The following is a 23,817-nucleotide window of genomic DNA, read 5'->3' as shown; positions in this document are numbered from 1 at the left end:
TCGGTCGGGACGAGCAGCGCAGCGGCGGACACGCCGCCCCGGCACCGACGGTGATCTGCCTCACGACTGTCGGCACCGTCTGATTGACTGGCGCCGTGGACCTGCCGATCAACCCGCCGGTCGAGCCGATGCTGGCCAAGAGCGTGCCCAAGCTGCCCACCACCCCGGGCCTCACCTACGAGCCCAAGTGGGACGGGTTCCGGTGCATCGTGTTCCGCGACGGCGACGAGGTCGAGCTGTCCAGCCGGGGCGGCAAGTCGATGACCCGCTACTTCCCCGAGGTGGTCGAGCAGGCCCGTCGACAGCTACCCGAGCGGTGCGCGGTCGACGGCGAGCTGATCGTGATCCGGCGCGACGGGCCGAGCGGCCAGCCCCGGCTGGATTTCGAGCTGCTGGCCCAGCGCGTCCACCCGGCCGCGTCCCGGGTGAAGATGCTGGCCGAGACCACTCCGGCCGACTTCGTCGCGTTCGACCTGCTGGCGATCGGCGACGAGGCACTGCTCGACCAGCCCTATCCGCGCCGCCGGGAACGGTTGGTCGAGGCGCTGGCCGGGGTGCGTCCGCCGGTGCACGTCACCCAGGTCACCACCGATCCGGACACTGCCCGTCGCTGGTTCGACGTGTTCGAGGGCGCCGGGTTGGACGGGCTGATCGTCAAGCCGGCCGACCTTCCGTACGAGCCGGGCAAACGGCTGATGTTCAAGGTCAAGCACGCCCGCACCGCGGACGCCGTCGTGGCCGGGTTCCGCTGGCACAAGTCCGGCCCGGTGGTGGGCTCGCTGCTGCTCGGCCTGTACGACGACTCCGGGGTCCTGCACCACGTTGGCGTGAGCGCGTCGTTCAGCATGGCCCGCCGCGCCGAGCTGCTCGACGAGCTGGCACCCTACCGGGACACCGGAGGCGAGCACCCGTGGGTGCACGGCGACCACGAACGCGGCCAGCGCATCCCCGGCGGGGTGAGCCGGTGGACGGGCACGAAGAACCTGGAGTGGGAGCCGGTGCGCCCGGAGCTGGTGGTCGAGGTGGGCTACGACGCGATGGAGGGCGAGCGGTTCCGGCACACCGCCCAGTTCGTCCGCTGGCGCCCGGACCGCGACCCCCGCTCCTGCCGCTACGACCAGCTCGAGCGCCCGATCCGCTTCGATGTGGACCAGGTGCTGCGCGGCGACCCGACGGCCACCGTGGACCGAGCCGCCACCGGCCCGGCGTAACCTGGCCGTCGACCCGATCCCGGAGGACCACGTGACCCGCACCGACCGTCAGCCCCGGATGGCGACCACTCGCCGGGTCCGTCGGCACCTGGCCGCCTTCGTGGCGGCCGCGCTGCTCACCGCCGGCTGCACGCTGCCGGCGTTCGCGCCGCGCACCGAGGTGGAGGGTGCCGCCGCGCCGACCGGGAGCACCCCGACGTGGCGGCCCTGCCCGGAGGTGCCCGACGAACTGGTCGGGCGTGGCGCACCGGACATGCGTTACGAGTGCGCGCGCATCGCGGTGCCCCGCGACTGGGGCACCGGGGCCGGAGCGAGCACCGGCCCGGGCGCCGGGGAGACGTTCGAGATCGCCCTGCTGCGTGCCCGGTCCACCAAGCAGCGCGACCGGGTCGGCTCGTTGGTGGTCAACCCGGGTGGCCCGGGCGGCTCCGGCATCGACACCGCCGTCTACCTGTCCTTCGGCACCCAGTTCGGCGGGCTGCCCGCCTCCATCACCGAGCGTTTCGACATCGTCGGCTTCGACCCGCGCGGCGTCTCCCGGTCCAGCCCGGTGAAGTGCATCTCCGACGCCGACCTGGACGCCAGCTTCGGCTTCGACCCCGACCCGACGAGCCAGTCGGCATTCGACGGCTTCGTCGGCCTGAGCCAGCGGATCGGGCGCGGCTGCGGCGACCGCTACGGCGACCAGTTGCCGCTGTACGGCACCGAGCAGGCCGCCCGCGACATGGACGCGGTACGCGCCGCAGTGGGCGACGACAAGCTCACCTACCTCGGCTACTCCTACGGCACCCTGCTCGGCGCCACGTACGCCCAGCTCTACCCGCAGCGGGTGCGGGCGCTGGTGCTCGACGGCGCTGTCGACCCGCAGCAGCGGCTGGTGGAGGGTTCGGAGAGCCAGGCCCGCGGCTTCGAGCGGGCCTTCACCAACTTCACCCGCTGGTGCGCGGCGAACGCCGGCCGCTGCCCGATCGCCCCGGACGCACGCGCCGCTGTCACCTCGGCCATCGACAAGGCCAAGGTCTCACCGGTACGCGGCGCCGACGGCCGGGAGGCCACCGCCGGCTGGGTGTTCTACGCGGTCATCTCGTCGCTCTACACCGAATCCGGCTGGCAGGAGCTGGCCCAGGCGATCGACCGGCTGGGCGAGGGTGACCCGAAGGACGTGTTCCGGCTCGCCGACGCGTACGCCGGCCGGGCCGACGACGGGCACTACTCGAACCTGTTCGACGCCAACCTGGCCATCAACTGCGCCGACGAGACGGAGAAGCCGAGCCGGGAGCAGATCCGGCAGTTGCAGTCGGAGTGGCGCGGCAAATACCCGCTGTTCGGGCCGGCGCTGGCGGTCGGCATGCTGAGCTGCGTGGAGTGGCCGGGCGGGCGTGACCCCTACCCGACCGGGAAAGCCAACGGCGCGCCGCCGATCGTGGTGGTCGGCACCACCGGCGACCCCGCGACACCGTACGAGCAGACGCCCCGGCTCGCCTCGATGCTGGGCGTCGGCCGGGTGCTCACCTGGGAGGGTGAGGGGCACACCGCCTACCCGCAGACGTCCTGCATCACCGACGCGGTCGACGCGTACCTGATCGACCTGACCGTCCCCCGCGAGGGCCTGCGCTGCCCGGCCCGTTGACCGGCTGGACCGGCGGCAGCGGTGGCACCTCGATCCCCTGCCGGGCGGCCAACTCCTCCAGCAGCGCCCGCATCCGGCGGACGTCGGTCTTGAGCTGCTCCTGCTCCTCGTGCACGAACGCGTCGTCGTCGACAATGAGCCGGCTCGCGAAGTGCGCGGTGATCAGCGGGATGACCAGCAGCACCATGGTCGAGATGAGCAGCGCGGCGAGCGTACGACCCGCCCAGGTGGTCGGCGAGATGTCGCCGTACCCGACGGTGGACGCGGTCACCACCGCCCACCAGACGGCGTCGGCGGGGCTGCGGTGCTCGACCTCGCCGTAGATGACCCCGGCCACGACGATCATCAGCAGGTACGACGTGATCAGCGTGCGGGGTGAGTTTGCGAACCACACCAACGCCCGGTAGATCCACCGGAACGGCAGCAGCAGGAGCTCCATGCCGCCCCATGCTGCCCGTTGCCCGCAAGTGGCGCCGACCCATCTGCCGCGAACTACCGATACCTGGCTTCCTCCAACCGTTCCATCATCCACGTTCTGCAATGCCGGCATAGAACGCCGCCGCCATTGCCGAGAATTCGTTCGAGTAAGCCGCCATGCGTTGTCGCCCCTCCGTCGACCGCAACCAGGAAATAAGCACGTCCAGGTACCCCTCGATCGACCCCTCCCAGTCCGTGAAGTGATCATCTCGCAGGAGCGCCTCCAAGAATGCGAGGAAGTCAGACTCGGACGCCACCGTCTCGCTTAGCCGATCGAACTCGTCATCAACTTGGCCGCTTGACCCGAGGAAGTGGTCGATTTCTGAATTTCGCGAATCAGCGCTCAAGGCCCTGATCACCTCCGTTACCTCTACTCGTAGTTCCGTCCGACCCACAGCCAGCCAGCTGTGTCGGCCCAACGATCGGGATCTTCATATTCATCTCCTACCATGTCCCGGAAAGCTCTCGCGATGGATCCGAGATAGTCCCCCAAATTCCCGTTCTCCCATTTCTCCCGCCGTTCCACCAGATCGCTCCGTAATGCCACCACGAACTCAATCAGATCGTCGTGCGACCGCACAGTCTCGATCAGCCCCACGTGCTCGCCCGAGGGGTCCACGAAAAAGCGTTCTACGTCATGCATCCCATCCCGCCCTTTTATGCCATGTTCGCTGCCACTGGGGATTTCTGGTCGAGGATTTGAGCGTGATCCGGTTACCTCCATCAACCTCTGTGTTCTTTTTCCTCTTCTTGCTCGGATTGAATCGTTCGTTGTAAACCTCATCCCGGGTCGCCTTGCGCGTCCTGATCGGTCGGTTGGCGATCTGATACGCCAGCAAGCGCCGGTTGTCGAGCGAGTACATTCTGCCATTCTCCTCGAACACGCGAATGGCTGGGAGGTTGAATTCTTTGCCGCGCTTGAGCTGCTCGGCCAGCTCGAGCAGTGTTCCCGGATGATCACTGAACTGGTTTGAGGCCGAGTCCTGGGTGAACCGGATATCCCTCGCGTCCAGCTCACAAATCTCATCCGGACCGCCCTGGTTGTGCACAAGGACGTCGGTGTCGCCGACCAGGACGTAGTAGGTGTGGATGTCGTCGACAGTGAGGTTGTGGACCGTCGCGACCGCGCCATAGGCGACGACCGCGATGACGCTGACCCGAGCACCGTCCGGGCTCAGTAGCAGATCACCTGGCTTCAGATGCTCGGCGCGCAGCCACTCCTGCTGGTTGCCGACCCAGAACGGGTGGCCGTCGGTGGCGGTCGCCGTGCCGTCGGCAACGCCGTCACCGTCCGAGTCGATGCTGATGTCGACCAGCGCCTTCTGTCCGCCGCCGGTGATCAGCGCAGTGACCGGTCGGGCGCCTTCCTTGCCCGACTCCGGGTCGGCCGCCCACACGACGTCGTCGAGCTGAATCTCCTCGATGGCCTTGTAGCTACCATCGGCCATCAGGACCGGCGTGCCGGGCAGGAAGCTGTTACAACCGCTCGGCCGTTTCCCCTTCGCAGCCTTCTTGACCGCGCCGGCACCACGAGCAGCTGTCTTCGCCTGCCGGACTCCCGGCACCATCGACGCGATACCCATGGCGCAGCCCGCAGTGTCGCCGCCGGCGCAGGTCTTCGCGGTGTCGATGGCGCCTGCCACCGCCGACACGGCGGCGGCAGCGGCCGCGACCACCTGGGCTGGTGGTGGCAATACAGCCGCCACCATGGCTATCCCGCCCGCGACCGCGGAGATCGTGCCCGCGTTGTTGACCACGGTCTTGACCGCCGACTTGGCGGTGTTCGCCACCGCGTTGGCGGCCCGGCTGGCCGCATTCTTGATCTTTCCGAAGAAGAGGCCGTCCGGGTCGGCGAAGGTGACCGGGTTGTTGTTCGCGTAGGCGAACGGGTGCATCCGCTGCGGGTCGAACTCGTCAGTCTCCGGATCGACGGAGATGAACGCGCCCAGCGCCGCGTCGTAGAACCGGGCACCCAGCAACGACAGGCCGGTCGGATCGCTGATGCCGCCCACGAAGCCCCGCTGGCCGGAGGGCCAGGTGCCGCCGGTGCCGCCCGATCGGGCGTTTCCGAACGGGTCGGAGTATCGGACCGTGTCCACCCGGGTGACCGAGTTGACCGCCCAGTGCGCCGAGTCGTGCTGGTCGGCGGCGAGCCAGGTCAGATCCGTCGGACCTGTCGCAGTGGACGCGGCCCGAGAAGCGACAGTGTCGCCGGCGTGCTCGTAGTACCGGGTCGCCGTGGTGTTCTGACCTTGAACGACCAGTTCCTGCCCGGCGACGAAGACGGTGGCCTGACCGTTCGGGTCGATCCGGGCGATCCGGTTGCCATCGGCGTCGTAGACCATCCGGGTCGTGCCGCCCGGTCCGGTGATCTTCTGGAGTTTGCCCTGGGGGTTCCACTCCAGGTTCTCGGTGACCCCGTCGACCTTGCGGTAGGTGAGGTTGCCCGTGGCATCCCAGTCGTAGTGGTCCACCCGGCTGCCGGTGGTCACGGTCCGAACCGCGTGTGGCTGGGTAGCATCCGCCGCGGCGTACCCGTAGTCGGAGGCGACACCGGTACGACGGTCGGTAACCGACTTGCGGGAACCGTCAGCGTGGTAGGCGTACGCCTTCCAGTACGGCGACTTACCGCCGATGCCGCCCGCGGTCGGATCCGCGGCACAGGCGGTGGCCGCCTGCGTCCACGCCTGGGTGAGCCGCCTCAACTGGTCGTACTGGAAGCACTGGACGTCACTGTCGCCATGGCGAGGTTTGTCGTCGTTGTCGAGCGGCGTGTTCGCCATCGACAGGACGTTGCCCTCGGGGTCGTAATCGTAGGAGAGGGCGGCGACGTTGTTGACTGTCGCGTCCCGGTCGAAATAGAACTCCTTGAGCCGACGGGTCGGGTCGTCGTAGACGTAGGTCTGGTACGCCTGCGGCTTGTTGTTGACCCCGAGGACGCGCTTCAGCACCTCGCCGTAGGGCGAGTAGGTTGCGGCGTCGACGTAGACGGTGTTCGTTCCCGACGGGTACGACGTGCCCACCAACCGGGTGACGTTGCCCAGGTCGTCGTACGTGTGGGCGATCACCTCCCGTTCCAGGGCACCGACCTTGGGAACGCTCATCCGGTCGGGTGACCCGTCGGCCTTGAAGGTGTGCGTCGATACGTAGGTCCCGGCCGCCGTCCCCAGGCCGGGCATCGCCGGAATGCGCGCCTCCTCGTCGGCGACCTGGTAGGCGTCGCTGTACTCGAAGACTTCCCGGACGAACTGGTGTCCGTCGACGGTCGACACCTGCTTAGACAGGTGCCCCTTCGCCACGGTGTCGTACGCCCACTCGGCGGCAAGCTGACCGTTGACCAGGCGCTTCTTCTGCCGTCCGAGGACGTCGTACTCGGTGGAGACCACGTCGTCGAGGTCATTCTTCGACGAGGTCACGTCGTCGTTGTTGTCGTAGGTGAGGGTCGTCTCGCCCTTGTCCGGGTCGAGCGTGCGCACCTCCCGGCCGCGCAGGTCGTACCCGTACTGCCAGATTTTGCCGGTCGGGCCGGTCACGGTCGCCAGGTCCCCGCGCGGGGTGTACGTGTACCTCGTGGCGTCGTACCCGCCGCTCGGGGTGAGCCCGTGGAACTGCCGGAGCTCGCTGGTCCGGGCGTGGACGTCGCTGATGGTCGCGGTGGCCGTGCCGCCCCGCGGCGGGGTGACCGCCACCTGCCAGCCGTCCGGGTTGCCGCCGTAGCTGGTGACCGTGGCCCACAACTGGCTGTGGCCCGACCAGGTTCCCTCGTTGACGACCCGTCCGATGGCGTCATGACTCAGGACCGTGCGGACACGGTCCTCGCCCGGGTTGAGTTGCAGCAGCTCGTCGGCCGGTGCGCCGGTGACGTACGCCGGACCTGCCTTGTACGCCTCCAGGCCCCGGTCGTTGTAACCCGTCGACTCGACCAGGCGCTTCCCACCGAGGGAGTCCTCCTGGGTCTGGACGGGCCGGTACAGCGAATCGAAGAGCCCTATCTCGGTGATGTACGTCTCGTTGGGGCCGAGTCGTTTCGTGGTGACGGCGAGCGGTCCGTCGGCACGTACCGAGTAGCCGAACTCCAGGTTCGGGGTTTTGGTGGCCTTCGCTCGGCCGGGCAGCCACACCTTGGTGAGCCGCCCCAACGGGTCGTGCGCCAGGTCGGTGCGCTTGTCGTTGGCGTCCACCACCGAGGTCGGCTCGGCCCAGGCCGGCTGTTGGGTGGTGGTCGTCTTGTGCTGGAGTGGATTGATGGTGACCGTCTGGGTGACCGGCCCCGGGCCCGCAGGTGTGTAGGTGGTCGTGGTGATCCCACCGCGGGCGTCCGTCGCGCTCTCGATCCGCCCGAGGGCGTCGTAGCCGCTCCGGGAAGTGGTGGCGTAGACGGGTCCGCCGTTCCAGGTGTCGAGGGTCTCCTCGCGGGTCACCAGGCCCTTGCTGGGAACGGAGCCGTGAGTGTCCGAGCCGTCGTGGTAGGTCCGGACGTCGGAGATGACGTCCGCCGGGCGGGTCACCGTCTCGCCACATGCCTTGGCGACCGTCTCCACCCGGGACACTGCCGCCCGGATCCACGCGGTGCCGTTCTTGACGTACGTGGTGGTGCTGCAGGTCTCGTCACCGGTACGGGCGGTGTTCCCGAGATCGGACACCGTCTCCGGTTGGCCGTCCGAGTCATAGGTGGTGCGAGTCTCCGTCCGCGCCCACACGTTCGGCGCGAGCAACTTGCGGGTCTTCTCCACCGACGGGCCGGTGAGGTACGCCCGGTCGGTGCCACCGGAGTGAGTGCGCGCGGCTGTCTGGCGGGTCCAGTACTGCGTGGTGGACGCCTCGACGACGTTCGACCCGTCGAGGGTCGCCTCCTCGAGTGGAGAACCGGCCAGCGCCGCCTGGTCCGAGAAGGTGTTGTTCTCGGAGTCGGACACCTGGACGTTGCGCCGGCCACCGCCTGGCAGTGGCTGGTCGTGCAGACCCCGGTAGAACCGCTTGCGAGTGGTCAGCGGTACGCCCCGACCCGGCTCACCGACCTTGGTGACCACCTGGGAGTAACCGCGCCACTGCCCGTACGTACGGTGCTTCTTCTTGGTGAACTCACCATCGTCGTAGCCCCAGAGGACGGACGTGCCACCCCCATCGGTGCTGTACTCGTACCGCGTCGTGATCGCCGGCTGATCGGCCGTGCGGTCGATCTCGGAGATCTCGGTGACGACGTACTTGTGGAACCAGTCGCGCTTCGGATCCGTGTACCCGTCCGGAGTCCAGTACACGGGGTAACAGAGCCGCGAGTTGGTCTCCGGTGAACCCGGCAGGTCGTTCAGGTCACAGTCAGCATCGGAGTAGGTGACGTGAATGTCGGCACCCGACTCGGTGCGGATGTTCTGGATCCGCCACCGAGAAAACAGGGGCGCCCCCGCCAGGACATTGGCCCGGTTGGCCAACTCCACCCCGGTGAACCGCACCGGCGGGTCGGTGACGAGGCCACCGACGTGCCCGGCGTGCACGATCTCCTTGAGCCACAGCGACGCCGAACCGGCGACCTTCGGCGCCTTGAACTCATGACTCAGGCTCCACGACTCGACGTCGGGGAAGGCGCTGCCGTTGCGTACCTGGGTGGTGATCTTCGTGAGTCGCTTGGTGCTGAAGAAGACGGGTGCCAGCTTGTCGGTGCAGGGCGCCGCGTCGCATTCCTTGTCCCACGGCACGTCCGGCCAGTTCGCCTTGACCGGCTTGCCATCCTTGTGGCACTCGGTTGCCAGGCACCGGTCGGCGACGCTGAACACCACCCGCCCGGTGGCCGCGACGCTCGAATGGTTGGCGTGCAGCCCGTAGTCGATCCGCGTCAGGTAGCCGCCCCGGGTGAACGACTGCCGGTTGTCCTTGTCGTCAGCAGCGCCGTAGTGACCGGTCTCGCCCTGGTAGTAGTAGCGGACCGTGTTGCCGTGCACGTCCACGGTCTTGTCGAGCATCCAGCGCCAGGCCTGCTTGCAGGACGAGTCCTTGAAGACGGTGGCGTGGCACTCCTCGCCGGAGTGGTTGCCGAAGACGGGGATCGTCCACCGCGAGTCGGTCGCGGCGGCCTCGCCCGCGAAGAAGTAACGGGTGCCGTCGGGCGTGGTGACAGTCCACCGCTCGGTCGTGGCGTTGCCCGACGTCGCCGGACTGCCGTCCAACTGGATCCGCCAGTTGCTGTCGCTCTGGGCCCGCCAGACGCCCGTGGCGTCATCCTTGATCAGGGACGTGTTGCTGCCGTTGAGCGAGACCGTGACGTTCGGCGAGTCACCCTTCCAGCAATGGTCGTAGGTCTTCTTGTCCTTGTTGTTCGGATCCTTGCCGGCGACCGCGTCGCGGTCATCCGTGCAGGTGGCGTAGGTGCGTTCGATGAAGCCCGGCGCGTAATCCCACCCGTCGCCGACCCACGACGCCTGATTGTTGGCGCCGGCCATCCGCCCGTCGAGCACCTGTGACGAGTAGTCCAGCGACATCTCCGGCAGCGGACCCTCTGCCGGCGGCAGGCGCAGCGGGTTCGAGTAGGAGAATGCTCCGGAGCTGTCTCCCGCAGTCCAGGATCCCGACGCCTTCAGGTCGGTGGCCTTGTAGTCGCCCTCCTCCGAGGACTCCTCGGCGGTGATGGCGAAGACCATCGGTGCCGCACCGGTGAGGTCGACAGTGGTCGACAGCGTGCTGGTGGCCGGGTCGTTGGTCGCGTCAACCCGATCGGTCTCCTGGCACTCAGACCGCTGCGGGGTCGTCGCCGCGCAGGCTGGCAGCCGTTTGAGGGTCAGCCGCTCACCCCAGCCCGCGCCGTAGAGCTGCCGGATCTCGGCATAGTCGAAGGCTGCGTCGACCGTCCCGGCGTCGCCGTTCACCACGACCACCGGGCCGCTGACCCCGAGCCAGCGGGAGTGCTGCTCGTCTAGGAGCTGCACGCGGGCCTGGTCGGGGGCAGGCCTGCCGACGACCGCCGAGGCCGACACAGGTAGGCCACCGGCGCGTCCCCGCACCACCGACCCCGACTGCCGGTCGCCATTGAGCAGCCGCTCCCGCCGCGTTTCGGCGACCGCGAGGGTGGCCCCGCCCGCCGTCGGCCAGGTCGCGTGCTTCGGCCCGGCCCACCTGCCGCTGTCGTCCGGCAGCGGGGTCCGGTCGACCGGCACTCGGCGGACGGACTCCGCCTTGGTCGCCTTGACGGCGCGATCACCGGATGGCACCTCGGCCGCCTGAGCGGGTTCGGTCACGGCGAGGGTCGACGCCACCAGCACCGCGATGGTGCTCAGGGCGATCAGCCGTCGAGGGCGGGACAGTGCGATGGGGGAACTCGACATGGCCTCTTCCAGACGTGCGAGGGGAGGAAAGGAAGGTCGGGTAGGCACGGTGAGGGGTGCGGCGTCCAGCCACACCCCTCACCCGAGGCGGTCAGCCAGCCGCGAGGTCGGCAATTCGGTCGGGGTCCAAGGTGGATGTCCAAAGCCGGACATCGTCGACGACGCCGCCGAACGGGAACCACCGACCGCCGTCGATCGCACCATCGCAACCGATCAGCGTGGGTCCGCCGGCCATCCACGGCGATGCCGGCCCATCAACCTCATGCTGCAGCTCACCATCGACGTACAGACGCACCTTGCCCGCTGCCACGTCGTATACGCCCGCCAGGTGCGTCCACTTGCCAAGCATCGGCGGCTGCTGTGACTCGGCGGTGTGCCAATTCGTTGGATTACCCTCGTCTGCGGACGGCAGTCCGAAGTGCCATCGGTTATAGGTCGAGTTGTACTTCAGGTAGAAGCCGCCGAGATGACCGGCGGCCTGCGACACCACCGTGTGCTGCCCAGTGGTCTGTTCCAGTAGCACCCAGGCGGTCACGGTGAACGAGGCATCGGTGCGAACCGTCGGGCCGGACGTCTCGGCACAGGAGCCGTCCGCCAACTCCAGACCCAGTGCTCCATCCCGGCCGAAGCCCCGATCACGGGTCCAGCCGTAGGTGCCGTTGATGGTCAGGTTCCGTCCGTTGCCGGACACATCCGTCAGGTACGTCGGAGTGTCGCTCGCCGGACCGTCCAACGGCCAGAGCGCCTCCATCTTCACCGGCGGGTTGCCGCCGTGCACCGCAGCCACCTCGGCGGCGGTCAGGGCCCCCCGCCAAACCTGGACGTCCGAGACCGCGCCGTTGATCCAGTCGACCGTCCTGCTGTCGTAGCGCGCGCACCCGATCGTCAGCGGCCCGTTGGCGTGCCAGGGACCAGCGGCCCGCGTCACGGACTCGGCCAACGTCCCGTTGACATACAGGCTCAACCGCTTGTCGGCGGCGTCAAACGCACCAACCAGATGCGTCCATTTGCCGGACTGGCCGGCGGCACTGGCCCTGGCTATCACCGAGCCTGAGGAATCGCTGTTCGCGTCCGCGTTCGTCATCACCATCGACCAGATCGGCGTCCCGTCAGTACCCTGTCTGGCACCGATCAACCAGCCGCTGACCTGCTCGCCGTCCTGACCGAGCGCGGTCTGAGCACCTGCCGAGACGTCAACCAGTTTGACCCACGTCGCGACGGTGAACGACTCGTCGGTTCGCACCACAGGTCCGGCCGTGGTCAGGCACTGGTTGCCGTTCAGTTGCGCCCCCGACTCCGTCCGGCCGAACTGGTCGTCCACCCAGCTCACACCGTCCGGTACGGTCGCAACCCGGCTGAAGTTAGTCGAGTCGACGCCGTCACCACGCAGTTGCCAGTTGCCAACCAGACCGGCGGGCAACTCGGTAGCCGCGCGGGCGATCTGCGCGTCAGAGAGCAGGCCCTGCCAGACTCCGACATGATCGACGGAGCCGGTCATATGATGCCAGGACTCAGACTCGCCTCCGGCACAGCCGAGAAGAAGCCGCGACTGGCCGTTCCACGGCGTGAAGGGAATGGCGCTCTCGGCGGCGAGCGTTCCATCGACGTATAGGCGCATGACCTTCGCCACCGGGTCGACCGTGGCGGCCACGTGCTGCCACACACCAACGGTCGGGGACGGCCCGTTGAGGATCGCGTAGGTGACGGTCGGACTGTCCGCGTCGGTCAGCGATATCCGCCACCCGTCAGCATCGGCGTTGTAGCTGAGGACGAAGGCGGAGTCGGCCGAACCGGTTTGCGAGACGATCGTCTTGTTGCCGTTCTTCGAGGCCAGCTTCACCCAGCCGGCGACCGTGTACTCGGCGTCGGTGCGGATCGCCGGCGACGTCTCCGCACAGCCCATACTCGTGAAGTTCAGGGCGGCGTCGGCGTTCCCCCGGCGGTCCGGTCCGTAGCTGACTCCACTGCCCAGCGCCAGGTCACGACCCTGGCCGGAGTCGTCGAGCCCATCCCCGTCGAGCCGCCAAGCGCCCTGGGACTGCGCCTCGGTGATCCGGCCGGTGAAGAAGTTGAAAGCAGCCCGTGCGGAGTAGTTGCCGGCGGTGTCCTGCGCCCACACGTACACGACGGTGCGGCCAGCTTCCGGGGTGAACGTGATGGACGTCGTGCCCGTCGAGGCCTTGAACGTCTGCATGGCGTCGACACCGATGCCGTAGGCGAACTGCTTCATCCCCGAACGGGCGTCGGACGAGGTGAAGCTGAGCGTCACCGGTTGCCCGACGACCGGGGTTCCCGAGGTGCGGGTGACCACCGGGGTGGTGGGCCCGGTCCGGTCCACCCGGAAATAGCAGGCGCCGGTCCAACCGGTGGCGTCTGTGCCGTCCGTGCCGCGCATCCGCCAGTTGTAGTTGCCCTCGGCGAGCGTGGGAGCCGTCCAACCGCGCTCCACGCCCGAGTTGGTCCACGCGGAGGTGTACTCCGCCGGGCTCGTCGGGCCGTTCAGGTCGAACACGACCTTCACCGTGCCGTCAGCGTCGCTGGCCTTGCCGTACAGCGTCGGGGTGGCGACGTTGACCCACGGACCCGGCGAGGTCGTGCTGCAGTTGCCACCCGGCGCGGTCCTGATCGCAACTGGAGAGGTCGGCTTGTGTTGATAGGTCGCGACCAGCTTCACGTTGCTCGGGTCGAACTTCGCCCAGCGACCGCCGCTCTCGGTGCCCATCCGCAAACCGAACGTCATCGCCGCTAGTCCGTCGTCGGCGTTGTCCTGGATCTTCGCCTTGATCGCCGCCGCGTTGAACGCCACCCAGTTGGCCGACTGGCCGCTGCAACTGCTGCTGTTGGCCTTGATCAACTTCGCCTGCAGGGCGCCGCCGTGCATCCAACGGCCCGCCATCCCGTCCCAGCTGTTGGTGTAGCTGGACAGGTTTCCCGTCTGCCAGATGCCGACCGACTCGCCGGCGCAGTCGCCCGAGTGCACGGCGTACGCGTCGACGCTCGGCGTCCCGGTGAGTCGCTTGCCGGCGAGAGCCGTGGTGTCGAACTGGAAGTGCGACCGCCAAATGTCGGAGTAATTGTCCCAGTTGGACCCGACCCGTGCGACCTCCCGGGGCCAGGCCGATCCGGAGGTCCAAGCCGTGCCGGAGTTCGAGTCGTTCACCGGTGCCCAGCGAGACGGCTTCTTGTCGTAGGTAGGGTCGATGAAGATCGGGAAGTGGTCACTGGCCAGCATCTCTGGAGCTGCGGCCACCGTCATCGTCGTGTCTTTGACTCGTACGGAGACCGGAGTGACAGCAGCGGTCTCGGCCGGGCCGTGGACGCTGGAGCGCGCACCCGGCGGATGCGCACCGGTCGACGAACCGAGCCCCGAACGCCGAGCCCCCGACGCCACGGGCGACAGAGCCGAATCCCAGGCCAGCGCTGGCGGCGCGGCGGCGAGCACGCCGTCGGGGCCGGAGATGACGACTCCCCCGCTCCCGGTTGCCACGTCAGCGGAGCCGCCCACGACGTACCGCGTCTCGCGAACCGCCGGATTATTGGCTGCGGCTGCAGTCTTGACCACGAGCAGGTGGGAAAATCCCGACTTCTCGGCGCGGACGACCAGATCGACATCGGGCAGGACATTGGGGTAGGTGATCGTGTCCCGGTCGATGACGCCCGACGGAAGTGGGCTCGGCCAGCCGAGCGAGAAGGTGGCGCCGGCGCCAGCCATGCTGGCGAACGGGCCCGCCCCGCCGGTCGAGAACACCACGTCGGCCGTCGACGCGACCGGGCGCACGAGGCCGTCCGCTCCCACCGCCAGCATCGTGTCGATCTGCCGCCAGGATCCGTTCCGCTTGGTCCAACGCGGCTCGGCCCACGACTCGAAGGTGAAGTCACCGGACGGCTGGGCGAAGACCTTGGTCGTCTCCGTTGCCGCCGGGAGCACCTCGACGGAGGCGTCGCACGACTTTGCCAAAGCCTGAGCGGCACGCTCCGACTCGGCCGTCGGCAACACCCTGACTGCGCACGAATCCGCCTGCTCCGCGGCGGCGCGATCGGGCGGCCAGACCACGTGAAGCAACGACGCCAGCAGGGCACAGACCACAGTGGACGCGCGCCAAACAGAACGAGTCGACGGCACTGCCAAACCCCCGTGAGGCAAAGTGATCAACGAATGTGCGGCACACGCTACAGAGGGTTCGGCCACGACGCCATGGGCCACAACGATCAATAGATTCCATCAATGGGCTCACCGTATGGCCGTCGGGTCACGTCGCAAGCCACCCACAACGGTGAAATACGTGCGATGCGGTGGATCGAAGGATGGCGAATCGACAGAAATTGAGCGGGCCCTACAGGCCCATTCGCATTCCCGTCACTATGAGATTCTCACCGGATGAGTGACGTGACCTACCGGGAGGCGGTCCGGGGCGACCTGCCCGCCGTCATCGCCCTGCTCGCCGACGACGTCCTGGGCAAGGCCCGCGACTTCACCGAGGTCGACGAGGCCTACGAGAGGGCGTTCGCGGACATCAGCGCCGATCCGCGCAACCAGCTCATCGTGGCCGAGCAGGGCGGCGAGCTGGTCGGCTGCCTCCAGATCACCTACATCCCCGGCCTCGGTCGGCACGGCAGCGAACGGTCGCTGATCGAGTCGGTCCGGGTCCGCTCCGACCGGCGCGGCCAGGGGTTGGGCCGGGAGCTGATGACCTGGGCGGTCGACCAGGCCCGGCAGCGGGGTTGCGCGCTGGTGCAGCTCACCACCGACAAGACCCGCGAGGACGCGCACCGCTTCTATCTGAGCCTCGGCTTCGTGGCCAGCCACGAGGGCATGAAACTCGCGCTCTGACCCGGCGTCGCGTTCACCCGGCGGGGCAGTGGGAGTCGCCCCGACCGGGTTACGTTCGCTGCCATGAGCGGGCCGACGATTCGCGGCGCCGCAGCGTCGCGCCCGGCATGGTGGCGGACTGGCTCGGCGCTGTTGGCGGTCGGCGTCCTCCTGGTCGTCGTCGCGTTCTGGCTGCCCGCGTGGCACAGCGTCTACCTGGATCGGACGGAGACCACTCCGGGTTCGACGATGCTCGGCTGGGCGCTACCGTTCGCGGTGATCGCCGCCGTGTTCGCGGTGCTGTCGCTCGCCAACACCGGCCCGGCCCGCTGGGTCTGGCGGCAAGCCAGCCTGGGAATGCTCATCTCCGACGTGCTCGCCTGCGGCAGCCTCACCGGGGCGTACTGGTATTTCGAGGCCGAAGACCCCTACGTCAAACACGAGTTGATCTCGACCAGGCCGGGCGCCGGTCTTCTCCTCGCCCTGCTGGGCTACCTGCTGATCCCGCTCGCCGGGTCCCTTCCTGACGGCCAGAGACGCGCCGACCGGCCCGAGCACGACCGGCCCGACCGGACGCAGTAGGGAACGCCCTCGCCCTACCGCCGTACCAACGCTGTGGAGCACCGCGACGGCGTGGGCCAACGTCGGGCCACTAACCCGGCAGCGTCAGCCGTCGACCAGGCGACCGTCGCGCAGCACGAGCACCCGGTCGGCGAGGTCGATCAGGGCCGGGTCGTGCGTCGCCACCAGGGCCGTCATGCCACGGGCGTGCACCACCGCGCGCAGCAGGTCCATGATGGAGCGTCCGGTTTCCGAGTCGAGCTGACCGGTGGGTTCGTCGGCGATGAGCAGGTCCGGCTCGTTGGCCAGCGCGCGCGCCACCGCGACCCGCTGCTGCTGCCCACCGGAGAGCTCGTAGGGACGCTGCGCCGCGTGCCCACCCAGGCCGACCAGCTCCAGCAGCACCGCGACCCGCTGCTCCCGTTCCGCGGCCGGCACCTGCTCCAGCCGCAACGGCACTCCGACGTTCTCGGCGGCGGAGAGGATCGGCACCAGCCCGAAGGTCTGGAACACGAACCCGACCGTGCCCCGGCGCAGCCGCAGCAGCTCCGCCTCTCCCGCCGAGGTGACCTCGTGCCCGGCCACCACCACCTGACCACTGTCCGGCCGGTCCAGTCCGCCGATCAGGTTCAGCAGGGTGGTCTTGCCGGCTCCGGACCGGCCCCGGATGGCGACCAGTTCGCCCCGATTGGCCGTGAACGAGACGCCCTGCACGGCGTGGACCGCGTGCTCGCCCCGGCCGAAGGTCCGGCTGACGTCACTGACCCGGACCACCTCTGCGGTGTGCGCCGAGGACACACCGCCGAACCCGGCCGCGCCGGTCACCACCATGTCCTGCTGGCTCATGCCCGTGCCCCCCGCTCTTCCGAGGCCCGGTCACCGGGCCGTACCTGCACATGGTCCGGCTCCAGGTCGAGCCGGACCCGCTCCTTCAGCGCGAGCGCGTCGACGAACGCGGCCGGTAGCTGCATCCGGCCGTTCCGGTCCAGCACCGCGTACTCCTCGCTGACCAGCTCTGTGTTGCCGTCCGCGCCGACCCGAGCGGTCCGGCGTACCTCGGAGGCGGTCCGGCCGTCGCGGATCGCGACGGTCCGGCGGACCTGCGTGGCCACGGCGTGGTCGTGGGTGACGACCACGATGGTCACGCCCAGCTCGGCGTTGATGGTGCGCAGCGCCGCGAAGACCTCGGCGCCGGTCGCCTCGTCCAGTTCGCCGGTCGGCTCGTCGGCGAAGAGCACCTCCGGGTCGTTGGCCACGGCCACCGCGACCGCGCACCGCTGCTGCTCGCCGCCGCTGAGCTGCCCCGGCCGCCGGTCGGCGCAGTAGCCCACGCCGACCATGTCGAGCAGTTCCCGGGCTCGCTGCCGACGGGCCTTGCCGCTGAGTTTGCCGGCCAACTGCATCGGCAACTCGACGTTCTCCAGCGCGCTCAGATACGGCAGCAGGTTACGGCCGGTCTGTTGCCAGACGAACCCGACCAGCTCCCGCCGGTAGCTCAGCCGACGCTTCGCGGAGAGCGAGAGCAGGTCGTAGTCGGCCACCCGGGCGATGCCGGCGGTCGGCGTGTCCAGGCCGGACAGGATGTTGAGCAGGGTCGACTTGCCCGAGCCGGAGGCGCCGACGATCGCGACCAGCTCACCCCGGTCGATGACCAGGTCGAGCCCCTGCAGGGCGACCACCTCCACCCCCTCGGTCTTGAAGATGCGCACCAGGCCGTCGCAGACGATGTGCCCGCGCAGGCGGTCCTGCCCGCCGGCCCGCTCGGCGGCGCGTTGCGCTGCCCGCTGTTGCAGGGCGGCCAGGTCCGGCACCAGTGGAGTCTGGGCGGTAGCGGTCATCTCAGCTCTCCTCTCCGAGCCGAAGCACCTCACCGAGGCGCAACCGGCGGTTGTTCAGGGCCTCGACGGCGACCGCGAAGCCGAGGGCGACCGCCCCGAGCGCGAGCACCGCGGCGACCAGGCTGGGCTCGAAAGCCACCTGGACCGGCACACCACTGGTGAACGCGGACAGGCCGAGCACCGGATTGAGCAGCAGGGGCAGCACCGCACCGACCAGCGCACCGGTCAGCACCGACACCGCGACCAGCGGGGTCAACTCGACCAGCAGCAGCCCTCGCCACTGCCGGCGGGACAGGCCGAGGGTACGCAGCCGGGACAGCACCTGCCCCCGGGCACGCGCCCCGGCCAGCACGGTGAACGCGATGGCCAGCAGCCCGAGCACGGTGCCGCCCACGGCGCCGGCCACGAACCCGAAGGCCAGCACCCCGTTCGCACCGCCGTCGCCGAGTTCCCGGCGGACGTCCGCGCGGGTGTCGACGGTGACCCCGAGTGGGCGGTCCCGACCGGTGACCGCTCCGTCGCGTTGGTAGCGTGCCTGCCCCTGGTCACCGGCGACGCGCAGCGCCTCGGCGTCCAGCGGGTCCCCGGCGACCAGCAGGCTGGTCGGCACGGGTGTGGTGGTGCGTTCCGGCAGCGCCTGCCAGGGCAGGATCACGAACCGGCTGGCGTTAGCCGACAACAGCGGGAAACCCTCCTGGGTGTCGGCCACCCGGAACTCGTACCGCTGGCCCTGCACCGAGATGAAGGCCGAGTCGTTCAGCCCGGCCTTGACCAGGTCGGCGGCGACCGCCGGGGAGACGATCGCCGGCAGCGGACCCGCCCCGGGCCGGGCGGCGAGCAGCGCGGGCGGCACCGACAGGTCGACCTCGGATTCGCGGGCCACCGCATCCAGCCCCGAGCCGTCGACCAGGAGCACGTCCGTCTGCGCGACCCGCGCGTCAGTGCCGATCTCGTCGACCGCCAGCCGCTCGTCCGCCTGGTACAGCATCCGCGTGACGGCCCGAACCCCCGGCAGACGACCCAACTCGTCGATGGTGTCGGGCGCGAACCGCTCCCCGCGGATCACCGCGTCGGCGGGCACGATCTGCTCGGCGGCCCGTTCCCGGCTCGCGTCGACGCCGGCGGCTACGACCGCGCAGAACGCCGCGGTGCCGATCGCCAGCACCACGACGACCAGCGGGGTGGCGACGGCGGAACGGCCGGCCCGCGCCGTGCCGAGGAAGGCCACGCTGCCCCGGGTCCGCGCGGCAAGCCGGCTGACCAGCAACAACGGCCAGGGGTACGCCCGCAGCGCGAGCACCGCCGCCGCGACCGCGAGCAGCACCGGCACCGACACGAGCAGTGGGTCCACCTCGCCGAGGGTGAGGCCACGTCGGCGCAGCAGCACCGCGGCGAGCCCGGCCAGCAGCAGCAGGGAAACCTCGACGGTGAGCCGGCGGGCCGAGGGGCGCACCCGGATCAGGTCGCGGCGGGCCGCCGCACCGCCCGGTACGGCCAGCGTCGCCAACGGCAGCGCGAGCGTGACCAGGACGGTCGCCGCGATGACGTACGGCGTGGTCGGGTCCGGCTCGCCGGGGAACAGGGTGCCCAGCCACCAGCCCAGCGCGGCGGCGACCGGCACCACCAGCAGCGATTCGGCGAGGCTACGCCGAGCACCGGCGGTGGCCGCGCCTCCACGGGCCCGCAGCAGCACGAACTCCGAGCGGCGCCGTCGGGTGGCGAGGCTGGCCGCGAGCACGATGAGCCCGGCCAGAGTGGCCAGCACCCCGGCGGCGATCACCGCGAGCAGGGTCCGGGCGGCATCGACCTGGGCGGCGAACGCGCGCAACGGGACGTCGACGCCCTGGGTCAACGTGAGGTCCTGGGGCCGGGTGCGCTGCATCGTCTGCAGACCGTCGATCAACTGGTCCAGCTCGCGTGCGTCGATCCGGTCGGCGCCCAGGCGGTATCGCCAGTTGTACTGGACCGGCCAGCCCGCCGCGACCCGCTTGTTGAGGGCCGACTGGGCGACCACGCCGACGATGACGAACGCCTGGGCGTCGCCGGGCGGTTCGATGACCCGCAGCAGCTGTGGCAGCCCATCCCAGATGCCGTTTGCGCGGTCGACGGGGCGGAACAACCCGGACACCACCAGCGGGGCAGCGTCCGAGAGTTTGCCCTTGTCATCGGCGTTGCCGATGCGCAGTTGGCTGCCGGCGCGCAGGTTGAGCCTGCCGGCCACGTCGACGTCGAGCGCCACCTCGATCGGTCGGTCGGGAATGTAGGTCTCGCTCGGCCACGCCCCCTCGACGAGGGTGCCCGCGTCCTGGATCTCCGGCACAGCGCGTAGGCCCAGGTCGACCAGCAGGTTGCGAGCCGCGAGATCCGGCCCGACCACGCGGGCGGCCGGGGAGTCCACGTTGTACCACCGCTCGGTCACCCCCGACCGCACCTGCGGCGGCATCTCCGCGGCCAGGCGGTCGAACCGCTCGCCAGCGCCGCCCATGGCCGTGTTCCTGGAGGTCGCGGCCACCACCCCGGTGGTGTACGAGATGTCCCGGCGGGCGGCTGGCTCACTGCTCAGCTGCGCCCGCAGGCCCTGTTCGGCGAGCCGGTTGACCAACCGGGGCACCCCACTGATCAGCAGCGTGACCACCAGGGTCAGCACCGCCAGCAGCAGGAACTGCCCGCCGTACGCCCGGACCCGCCGGACGGCCGCGCCGACGCTCATCGTTCTCCCCCGATTCGCAGCTGCACCGCCGCCACCCGCTGACGGATGCCGGTGGCGATGAACGCGCTGAAGGCGAGCGCCGCCAGCAGCAGGCCGACCGCGGTCAGGCCGATCGGCACCCAGGGCAGCGCGAACGTCGCCGGAGGGATCGGCCGATCGGCGGCCGAGGTGAGGATGACCAGTGGCGCCATGGTGGCGCCGACTCCGGCACCGAGTAACAACCCGACCCCCACGCCGATGCCGGCGAGGAACGTCTGTTCGGCCAGCAACGCCCGCGCCAGCAGCCCAGGCGTGGCACCGAGGGTGTGCAGCACCGCGAACTCGCCGAGCCGGTGTCGCGCGGTGGCCCAGACATCCACCATCAGGCCGACGAGGGCGAGCAGCACCGCACCGAGCGCGGCGGCGAGCATCCCGGTACGCGAGCCCTGCCAGTACGGGTCATCGGCGGCCGACTCGTACACCGCTTCCCGGTTGAGCACTGTGACGCCCGACAGCTCGCCGGCCGCCTGGGCGGCGGCCGTCGCGTCGTCGGCGCCGATCCACCACTCCGGTACGGGTCGCATCGTGCCATTGCCCCGGACCAGCGCGTCGACGGCCGCGGGCAGGTCCAGCAGCATGCCTTCCCCGGTGGTGGTCGGCACCGCGCTCAGCTCGCCCACCAGTTGGACCGGCAGCGTCGTCCCGGAGAGCGTCAGGTCGACGGTGTCGCCGACGCGCAGGCTCAGCGCCTCACGGACCCCGGGGGTCATCAGTACCGCGATGGGCTCGCTCTCCCCGCCGGGCACGATCGTGAACCGGGTCGGCGGCTGGTACAGGAACTGCCCGCCAGGAATCACGTCCACCGGGTGCACCGCGGCGAACCCGGTGGGAGTGGTCCGCACCGGCGTGGGCTGCTGCTCGCGGGGGGCCGTCATCGTCCAGTTACCGCTCAGCCCCGCGGGCGCTGTGGTGCCGTCGGCGTTGACCACCGTCAGCCCGTCGAGCTGGAGTCGGTAGGCGTTGCCGGCCGCCAACCCACCGTCAGCTTCGAATCCGGTCAGCCGCAGCCGTGCCCCGCGGGCGTCGGGCAGCTGCACGGTGAACTGGGTGGCCCGGCCGTCGCTGGCGGAGTTGGCCGCGGGCAGCCGCAGGGCGAGACCGTCGGAGCTGGTGACCAGCAGCGTCACCGCGACCTGAACCGGCCGGCTCGCGTTGCTCACCGGGGTACGGACCGTGCCAGTGATCGCGCGCGCGTCGGCGGGCAGCTCGACGCCTGCGAAGGCTCCCCGCGCCTTGACCATCCGCTCGAACTGTGTCGACGCGGTTCCGTCGCTCAGGCGGTCGGCGAGACGGACGACCCCGGCGGCGCTGGCCGCGTCGACACCGATCACGGTCGCCTGGAGGTCCTCCCGGCCGACCCGTATCTCGTCCCGCCACGCCGGGAGCACCCGCTTGACGCTCGGCAGAGCGGCGAGCTGGTCGCCCCGGGTCGGCGGGGCGGCGCCGGTCCGTTCGGTGACCCGCAGGTCGGCGCCGACCGTGTGCCCGGCCTGCTCGATCTGGGACCGCTCCCCGGTGCTGATCAGGGACCAGGCCAGGGTGCTGCCACCGACGGCGAGGGCCAGCAGGAGCACCGGGCCGGCGTGCGGACGCCGACCGGCCTGCCACATACCGAACATGGTGGCCGTCCAGGGCCGCCGGTCGACGAACCGCTCGGCGAACCGGGTGAGCGGCGGAAGCACCCGCAGCGCCAGCACGGCGCCGGCCAGCACGCCGAGCGTCGGGGCGGCGACCAGCAGTGGATCGATCCCGAGTCGACCGCCGGATCCGGCCAGCGGGGAGGCGTACCGGCGTAGCTGCACCCAGGCGAGCACGGCGAGCGCCACGAGGACCAGGTCGACGCTGGCACGTTGCATGCTCGCCGACCGGTTCGGCCGGGACCGGGCGGCCATGTCGGCCACGTACGTGCCGGCGTTGCGCAGCGTCGGGAGAACCATGGCGACGAGGCAACCGGCCGCGGTGGCCGCCGCTGCCGCCCAGATCAGTGTGGTGTTGCCACCGGCGGTGGAGAGGTCGGCCGACCCGCCGGGTCGGACGAACCGCAGTGCCTCGCCGGCGATCAGCGGACCGAGCACGGCGGCCGGGGCGACCACCAGGGTCGCCTCGCGAGCGGCCAGGCCGGCCAGTTGCCGGCGGGCGGCGCCGCGGGCTCGGAGCAGCGCGGTCTGCGGGCGGCGGTCCTCCTGCAGGAGCGCGGCGACCAGCACCAGCGCGTACCCACCGAGCACCAGGATCAGCAACAGCGGGGTGGCCAGCGAGGAACGACCCACCAGGTCGGCGCGGGCGATCCGGTCCAGCAGCGTCTCCATCTTGGTCACCGTCTGCCCGGAACTGCCGAGCTGAGCGGCCTCGGGCACGGCCGAGGTCGCCTCGGTGAGGGCTTTCCGCACGGCGGGCAGATCGGCGGTGTCGACGCCCGCGAGGTCCGGTTCGGCCAGCCAGGACGCCGACACCGACCCCGGCGAGGTGGCGACGAAGTCGGCCGGGTCGAGGGTGAACGGCCCGTACGAGGTGCCGGAACCGGCACTGCCCGCCCCAACTCCGGGGGCCAGCAGCCAGTACGCGTCGGTCGGGTCGCGGGGCCGCCAGGTGCCGGCGAGGACCAGCTCACCGCGTCGTTCGGTGGCCCGGTCACGCACCGGGATGCGTTCGCCGACGCTGAGGCCCAGCGTGCCGGCGACCCGCTCCGGCAGGCTCACCTGGACGGGGTTCGCGCCCGGGCTGGGCCAGGCTCCGCTGGTCAGCTCCGCGTGAGCGGCGAGGTCGTCGAGCGTGGCCAGGTTCGCGAAGACCGGTTCGTCGTCCGGACGGGTGACCTGCCCGAGATCACCGGTCAGCTCCCGGCCGGTGCCGTAGCGGGCGGCGGCGACGCTGACCGCGGCACCGGCGAGCCCGTTGGCGAACTCGGCTCGGACCGCCTGGTCCCGGGTGGCGAACTCGGCCGCGTCACGCCCACCTGAGCCATTGACCAACAGGCCGCGTTCTTCGGCCGGCGAGGCGGCGACCAGGGCACGCTGCCCGGCGTCCACCGCCCGGCGGTTGTAGTCGGACAGCCCGGTAACCAACGCGACGGCGACGAGGGCGGCGATCACCGCGGCAACCAGCAGCCCTCGCGCCTCGCGGGCCCGCCTCCACACCAGCTTCATCCGACGCCTCCCCTGGCCCCGGTGGGCCGACGACCATCAAGACAGGCCACCCCCCGGGAAAGGTTCGCGCCCGTTACATGAT

13 protein-coding genes are annotated in these 23,817 nt (G+C 70.1%); 4 read left to right on the top strand and 9 right to left on the bottom strand.

Annotated elements, in window-relative coordinates; all coding sequences use genetic code 11:
* The first annotated feature begins 95 nt into the window (after positions 1-95).
* Both CLT68_RS14535 and CLT68_RS14530 read left to right on the top strand, forming a co-directional pair.
* Positions 96-1,211, top strand: coding sequence for an ATP-dependent DNA ligase (locus CLT68_RS14535; RefSeq protein WP_099851490.1), 1,116 nt, complete (start codon positions 96-98; stop codon positions 1,209-1,211).
* A 58-nt stretch (positions 1,212-1,269) separates the two neighbouring features.
* Positions 1,270-2,841, top strand: a complete 1,572-nt coding sequence (locus CLT68_RS14530; RefSeq protein WP_099857156.1) for an alpha/beta hydrolase — start codon at positions 1,270-1,272, stop codon at positions 2,839-2,841.
* Here the strand turns inward: CLT68_RS14530 and CLT68_RS14525 are convergent.
* The 5 genes from CLT68_RS14525 to CLT68_RS14510 form a co-directional block, all read right to left on the bottom strand.
* Positions 2,768-3,280: a potassium channel family protein gene (locus CLT68_RS14525; protein WP_099851488.1), complete on the bottom strand. Its 513-nt coding sequence runs from the start codon at positions 3,278-3,280 to the stop codon at positions 2,768-2,770. The genes CLT68_RS14530 and CLT68_RS14525 overlap by 74 nt on opposite strands.
* Before the next feature lie 85 nt (positions 3,281-3,365).
* Entirely contained in the window at positions 3,366-3,677 is a 312-nt protein-coding gene (locus tag CLT68_RS14520) for a hypothetical protein (RefSeq protein WP_099851486.1), read from the bottom strand.
* 11 nt (positions 3,678-3,688) lie between these two features.
* A complete protein-coding gene (locus tag CLT68_RS32580; protein ID WP_143743183.1) occupies positions 3,689-3,961 on the bottom strand; it encodes a DUF7660 family protein in 273 nt (90 codons plus the stop codon).
* Positions 3,954-10,631, bottom strand: coding sequence for a polymorphic toxin-type HINT domain-containing protein (locus tag CLT68_RS14515; protein WP_099851485.1), 6,678 nt, complete (start codon positions 10,629-10,631; stop codon positions 3,954-3,956). The genes CLT68_RS32580 and CLT68_RS14515 overlap by 8 nt, the downstream gene beginning before the upstream one ends.
* 91 nt (positions 10,632-10,722) lie before the next feature.
* Positions 10,723-14,589 (bottom strand): LamG domain-containing protein, encoded by a 3,867-nt coding sequence (locus CLT68_RS14510; RefSeq protein WP_143743182.1) that lies wholly within the window; start codon positions 14,587-14,589, stop codon positions 10,723-10,725.
* A gap of 420 nt (positions 14,590-15,009) precedes the next feature.
* Between CLT68_RS14510 and CLT68_RS14505 the strand changes: the two genes are divergently transcribed.
* Together CLT68_RS14505 and CLT68_RS14500 are read left to right on the top strand one after the other, a co-directional pair.
* A complete protein-coding gene (locus CLT68_RS14505) occupies positions 15,010-15,462 on the top strand; it encodes a GNAT family N-acetyltransferase (protein WP_099851481.1) in 453 nt (150 codons plus the stop codon).
* A 63-nt stretch (positions 15,463-15,525) separates the two neighbouring features.
* The gene (locus CLT68_RS14500) at positions 15,526-16,023 is read left to right on the top strand and encodes a hypothetical protein (protein WP_143743181.1); all 498 of its coding nucleotides are present in this window, start codon (positions 15,526-15,528) and stop codon (positions 16,021-16,023) included.
* 84 nt (positions 16,024-16,107) lie between these two features.
* Here CLT68_RS14500 and CLT68_RS14495 read toward each other — a convergent pair whose 3' ends face one another.
* From CLT68_RS14495 to CLT68_RS14480, 4 genes are read right to left on the bottom strand one after another with little or no spacing between them, the layout of a single operon-like run.
* Positions 16,108-16,833: an ABC transporter ATP-binding protein gene (locus CLT68_RS14495; protein ID WP_099857153.1), complete on the bottom strand. Its 726-nt coding sequence runs from the start codon at positions 16,831-16,833 to the stop codon at positions 16,108-16,110.
* An 11-nt stretch (positions 16,834-16,844) separates the two neighbouring features.
* Entirely contained in the window at positions 16,845-17,840 is a 996-nt protein-coding gene (locus tag CLT68_RS14490) for an ABC transporter ATP-binding protein (protein ID WP_099851479.1), read from the bottom strand.
* A 1-nt stretch (position 17,841) separates the two neighbouring features.
* Entirely contained in the window at positions 17,842-20,550 is a 2,709-nt protein-coding gene (locus CLT68_RS14485) for an FtsX-like permease family protein (protein WP_099851477.1), read from the bottom strand.
* On the bottom strand, positions 20,547-23,735 hold the full coding sequence (locus tag CLT68_RS14480; protein ID WP_099851475.1) for an ABC transporter permease: 3,189 nt from the start codon (positions 23,733-23,735) through the stop codon (positions 20,547-20,549). The genes CLT68_RS14485 and CLT68_RS14480 overlap by 4 nt, the downstream gene beginning before the upstream one ends.
* Positions 23,736-23,817: the final 82 nt, after the last annotated feature.

The sequence above is a fragment of the Micromonospora sp. CNZ299 genome (assembly GCF_002754415.1).
Note: the sequence above shows the minus strand (reverse complement) of the source record. Positions and strands in the feature narration are given on the sequence as shown.

Coding starts and splice junctions, on each gene's coding strand:
- CLT68_RS14495 (WP_099857153.1), bottom strand. CDS start 16,833: ATGGTGGTGACCGGCGCGGCCGGGTTCGGCGGTGTGTCCTCGGCGCAC.
- CLT68_RS14490 (WP_099851479.1), bottom strand. CDS start 17,840: ATGACCGCTACCGCCCAGACTCCACTGGTGCCGGACCTGGCCGCCCTG.
- CLT68_RS14500 (WP_143743181.1), top strand. CDS start 15,526: ATGAGCGGGCCGACGATTCGCGGCGCCGCAGCGTCGCGCCCGGCATGG.
- CLT68_RS14480 (WP_099851475.1), bottom strand. CDS start 23,735: ATGAAGCTGGTGTGGAGGCGGGCCCGCGAGGCGCGAGGGCTGCTGGTT.
- CLT68_RS14505 (WP_099851481.1), top strand. CDS start 15,010: ATGAGTGACGTGACCTACCGGGAGGCGGTCCGGGGCGACCTGCCCGCC.
- CLT68_RS14525 (WP_099851488.1), bottom strand. CDS start 3,280: ATGGAGCTCCTGCTGCTGCCGTTCCGGTGGATCTACCGGGCGTTGGTG.
- CLT68_RS14515 (WP_099851485.1), bottom strand. CDS start 10,631: ATGTCGAGTTCCCCCATCGCACTGTCCCGCCCTCGACGGCTGATCGCC.
- CLT68_RS14530 (WP_099857156.1), top strand. CDS start 1,270: ATGGCGACCACTCGCCGGGTCCGTCGGCACCTGGCCGCCTTCGTGGCG.
- CLT68_RS14485 (WP_099851477.1), bottom strand. CDS start 20,550: ATGAGCGTCGGCGCGGCCGTCCGGCGGGTCCGGGCGTACGGCGGGCAG.
- CLT68_RS32580 (WP_143743183.1), bottom strand. CDS start 3,961: ATGCATGACGTAGAACGCTTTTTCGTGGACCCCTCGGGCGAGCACGTG.